The sequence below is a fragment of the Fannyhessea sp. genome, from assembly GCF_986145555.1.
In genome coordinates, this window is the sequence record NZ_CFRCNA010000039.1 from 1 (window position 1) to 5,952 (window position 5,952).

General features: G+C 42.7%; 1 protein-coding gene. It reads left to right on the forward strand.

What is annotated here, in order from left to right; translation table 11 throughout:
* On the forward strand, positions 1-5,952 hold a 5,952-nt coding region (locus tag AC5GD6_RS05890), incomplete at both ends, for a sialoglycan-binding domain-containing protein (protein WP_491846450.1).

Consider the following 5,952-nt stretch of genomic DNA (forward strand, 5'->3'; position numbering starts at 1 on the left):
AAAAAAACCCCTTCCCCCCCCCCCTAACTCAAAAGAAGGAATCTGCTTCTGCAGCCAGCAATCCTGGTGTGGAGCCTTCTACTAATAATGCAAGTACACCGCAAGCACAAGACAGATCTGCACAAACCACTACAACTGTTCGTTCCAAGCGCTCTGTTGCAAGTTTGCGTAAATCCGAAGATGAAGATAGAGACTTTGACCTTAAAGGCCTTGAACTTCATAAGGTACAAGGTGCAAAGGAGTTTAATTCCGAGGAGTTTAAGCTCCAACAAGCAAAAAATTCCGCTATTGCATTTTTACAATATGCATTGAGCTGGAATAAAGATGAGCGCAATAAGGTTATTGATGAGACGGCGGGAAATACAGAAGCTACCGATGAGGCTATTGGTCAAAATGCAATTTTAGGTATTAGAAAAGCTCGTGACCGTGATGAAATTAGACGTTGGCTTGATTATGTGTTTTGGCACAAACGTGGTATGTACATTGTTCCCGAGAATCCTTCTGATCATCGTCAGTCAGGCGATGTATTTGACCACTATAAGCCTGGTACTTTTTTATATGGTACGCATAATAATCCTACCGAAATACCAACTGTTAAAGAAATAAACGGTACGGTGTATGTAAGTAATCAGCCCATTCGTGATAAAGACGGTAAATTAGTTGGATACCGTTGGCGCGTGCGTTTTAATGGTAATCATGGAAATCACAGTTCTGGCCATTTTTATTTCAGTACGCCAAAAGGTCAAACGATCGTTTCATCTCAAAATTCTGATGCAAGTCGTGGTATTACTTTTCAAGATTCCGCACTTATTCGTACTACTAATCATAATATCAGCGGAACGGTTACTCAAAAAGGAGCAACGCTTGACACGATATTTGACTCGGCAGACGTTTTTCTACCTCCTAATCGTGTGACAGGTACCGCAGAAGGTCCAACTAAATATTATGCCGCGCACCACGAAAAAGACGGCGTTAACATTTGGTGGGGTAAAAGCCTTATTGCTCGTTGGAATTATGTAGGCTTTGCTCATACGCTTAAAGATATCATCTATAAGCATTACTGGGAGGGAACGTCTTACCCGCAGTCGGGATGTAAAGACCGTATAAACGGTGGACAAAAAGAATGGGTCGATGAAGCCGAATTTACCAACGGCAAAGATGGCATTAAGATGGGGCCGTTTGTAGATAACTTATATAAATATAAGTTTGACTTTGCGCAAGGCCAATCAAGCGAGTATCAACGCATAGACTACGCTCAACTGATACAAGAGAATTCTGATCGTGTATTTATGTTTGAAACACATAGTAGCGATACCAATACCTATGAGTTTACCTACGATACACGAATTGACGATTTTAATTCAACCAATGTTCATAACCCCTATTATGCTGCAGGCTATCATTCCTATGAGAATTGGACAACCTGTAATTATATGCAGTGGGGTGGCATTCGTTTTAAGCCCGAACTTGGTATTACCATAAATGGTACTAAGAATGACATTAAAGTTGACCCTACCACTAAAAATGAATATGTTGTTGTTCACGAAGGTGAAAAAACTAACATTTCGCTTACCTCTAAAAATGATAAGCAAGGCTTGTACATGTGGACAAGTGACTATAAGAGTAATTCACCGATTAGCTATCAGTTAGGTAAAACCGAAGAAAATCTCTTTAATGCCGATTTTAAAGAAACACCTGTTGATGTTGATAACAATACACAAAACCCATATGTGCACCATAACGCCCGAATTGACCTAAGCGGAGTAGTTATTGCTAAGCCGAATAGTGAAATGAATATTGCATGGGCAGGTTCTGGTTTTCCGTGTTTTTGGGATGATGATATTACTCGTGTGTATGGTGACCTCAGACATATTGATGATGGTCTTAACTCGTTTTTACCTAACCGCGAAGTAAAATCGTTGAATGTGCGTGTTATTGCAGCCGAAGCATACGCCAAAAAAACTAAGATCGACGTGCGTTTTAAGGGTCAAAAAATTGTTCTTTCACAAGCAGAAAAAGATAAAGTTAAACAAACGATCATCAATGCAAATCAAGACCACTACGATGTAGTGCAAAACGATGCAAAGCACCCATTTGTGGTGAATGATGACGGAAGTGTAAGTTTTTGGATTAGCTTTAATGCAGCAAAGCATAAAGGTGACGCGCCTGACATGCAGTATAGAAAGCTTACGCTTAAAGCATCTGACACGTTGAGTTATTCCACTGTTGAAGTGGTGCCACAAGACGGATCTGCTGAGTTTTCACTTACCGACGCAAACGGAAATGTGAAACCCACGCTTACGATTTATAATCACGAGCCGTATACCGTACAAGCAAAGGTAACCGACACCACCAATAAGATGAGCGATTTCCTTACCACAAGCTCAAACGTTCCTGGTCTTTCAAGTGACCATTGGGATTACCAAAAAACGCACCGTGGTATGTCGGTTGATAGCAACCACCCGTATGTGTTAACACTTAGCGGACAAGGCGTTAATCGTGACGGTAATCGTACGTATACCTTTAAGTTTGAATCATGGGATGGCAACAACATTCAAACGTTCTCTATGCCGATAACTGTGGTTGTAGCTCCTCAAGCAGGGCGTTATCGCAATAAAGTAAACGGCCGTTTTGTCACGGTTGAGGTTAATGACCCTCATGCAAATCTTACGCCTGAACGCTTTGTAGACGACAGAACTAAAGCACTTCTAAGTCAAGCTCCTTCGGGTGATTCTCATAAAAAGGGAGTTACGTATTCATGGGGAGTTGCGCCTGGCTCACATGCCACACCTTCTGCGCCAACGATCGATAAACTTACCAACAAGGGAAACGGCTCTAAACCTGTATATGTACGAGCTACGTTTAGCGATGGCTCAACTATCGACTTTACCGGCAATCTGTGTGTCAATGATACAAAAAAGCCTCAGCTTGCGTTTGAAAAAGTTACGCACACAGCTGATGGAAAAGAACACACGCAAGTACTTCACGCAAATGCTGATGGCAGCTATAACGTGGACGTATATGCCGATGAGAAATTTACGATTCGCGTAAAAGGTAGCGATAACTCAAACATCGTACAGGATCTGCGCGTACAAGCAGCCACAGGTTCAGGCTTCCCGTCGTGGGTGAGCTCTGATGAAAACACTGTTCAGCAAACGTATATAAAAGATACGAATGGTGCACGTGATACGCGTGGATCGAAGGCAAATCCCTATGTAGTGACGCTTACCGGTACTGCTCCTAAGCATCCTTCAGACCCTAATGCTGAGCAAACATTTGAATTGACGGCACGTGCTTGGGATGTGAAAGACCAAACGCAAGACGGCCGCCTTAGGATTCGTGTGCTCCCACAAAATCGTAAGTACAATAACCTTCGCGCACATGAACAGACCATAGAGGTAAATGCGACAGTTCCAGATGTGCGCAGCTTTATATATTCTTCGAACGGCAAGCAAGCGCTTCTTCCGAAAAATGCCAAATTCAGTTATCTGGATTCAGAAGGCAAGGCATGTACAGGCTTTGATAACCAGTACAGAAAAGATCCTCAGATCAAAACTATTCACATAACGCTTAGTGATGGATCAACTGTTGACGTTGAGAATGCAAAACTGCGCGTCCAAGACACCAAACTTGCAAGTGTTTCTCTTGTTGCAAAGACGGGCGTTACCATTACAGGCACTGCTGTAAATGTCCAAACAGTTGGTTCTTCTTTTAGCACTTCAAAAGCGCCTAAGCTTACGGTGTATGCCAATGAAGCATTCAGTTTTGATGTTGAGGTGCGTGATAACTCAAACCATGTAACAGATGCTCGTTTGGGCAACGTTGAAGGAAGCTACTTAAGCTCAAATGACGCTGCATATCAGCAAGGACATCGTTATCAAGATACCTCAAAAACACCTTACACTATAAGTGTCAAGGGTCTTGCGCGCCAGCAGGGTACGCGTACTTTTAGGGTAAATACCTGGGATGGTGCAGATCACGCAGGTTATATGGAATTTGTTGTGGAGGTTTTACCGCAAGCGCAAAAGTATAAAAACCTTACAGGAGCACAACAAACAGTTGAGGTAAACGATCCAGCTGCGCATCTCAAGCCACGCGATTTTGTAAGCCAAACAACGTTTAACACTTTAAAGAACGTAAAAGGTGTGAGTTACGAATGGGCAAAAGCTGAGGGCGCTCCTACGGGTACCGCTCCATCAATAGGAAAAGTTTCCACACGCAATGGCCGCAGTTATGTGCCTTTTGATGTGAGAGTTGTTGCTCGCTTTAGCGATAATTCCACAGCGCAAATCATTGGAAAACTGATTGTACAAGATACAAAAGCTGCGCAGGTGAGCTTTGCTGCTACCCCTGGTGTTGATAGTCAAAGTAAGCCTTTAGCTGGAAAAGTTGAGGTACATCATACTACTCAACCTGTTGAGGTCGTAGTATATCGCAACGAGCGTTTTAGTATTCAAGCGCGCGTGAGTGATAATTCTGGTGTTGTAAATGACGCACGTTTAATTGGTGATATTGGTAATATTGCTGGTATAACAACTGATTCTACTACCTACAATAAGGATCATCGTGCAAAATGCGGTACACAGGACAATCCGTATGTACTTACCATCTCAGGTACGATTGATCCGCACATGAAACTTACAACAACCGATCAATCTTGGCGCAGCTACAATAGCTATACTCGTAAAATTCAGACGTGGGATGGCGTTGACAACACGCAACAGACAGATGTTAAATTTACGATAAAAGAACAAGCAGCTCAGTTTGATAGTACCAAGGTTTCGGGTAGAACACAGTCCATTTCGGTTAATAAACCACTCACGTATAAAGCAGAAGATTTTGTATCGGAAGCTACTAAGAAGTTGCTATCAAGTGCCAATGGGGGAGTAACGTCATATACGTTTAAGGGTGGAGCTCCTTCCACGAGTGCTGTTAATGAAGACGGTATGGTAGTTTCGATACTTGCTCACTTTTCTGATGGGTCTACCAAGGAAATCCAAGGTACATTAGTGGTTACAGACGCAAATGCTCCAGTGGTTACGTTTGTAAAACATGAGGTGTCTGGCAAGCCTAATGCCGTTGACGTAGATAACGAACAGCGGACTATTACCGTATATCGTAACGAAGACTTTAGCGTAGATGTGCGTGTGGTAGACGACTCAGGAATTGTGAATGATGCCAAGCTCTCTAATAAAGGAAATGCTGTTGTTTCATTCCCGAACGCTACCATTACAACCGATCACGATACGCAAGGTGTGGATCATGGTAAGAATCCTTATATCTTGAATATCAGCGGTAAATTTAATGCTAATGCTAGTACAGGAACATACACGCGTACTATTGTTGCAACTGATGGCAATGGAAATGAAAGTATCACGCAGTTTAAGTTTATTGTCAAAACTCAAAGCGAGCGTTTTACGCAAGACCAACTGCAAGGTGCTGTTAAAGAAGTTGAAGTTAATTCAGCTGCTCCTGCACCGTCTGATTTTGTAAACGAAGACACCAAGCGTTTGCTTGGTAGCTCGCTTGCACAGAATCCTTATGCTTTTACTGAAGGTCATGCACCTGCTATTGATAAAGTTGACACACGCGGCAAAAATGTTTCAATTACTGTTACGTTTAGCGACAATTCAACGGCAACCATTACCGGTACGCTGAAAGTAGTCGATACAAAGGCGCCACAACTCAAGATTGAAAAAACACCTGATGTAAGCGGTGTTTCTAACCTCGTTGAGTCAATAACGCATGATGAGGCAAAACATACTACACGTGTAGTTGTATATCGCAATGAACGCTTTAGCATTCAAGCAAAAGCCACGGATAATTCTGGTGTTATTAACGATGTTCAGCGTCAAGGCGCCGATATTCCAGGTATTTCTGATGACCGCGATAGTTACCAGGCTGCCAACCGCGGCACCAAAGGCACCGAGGCTGATCCTTACGTTTTGACAA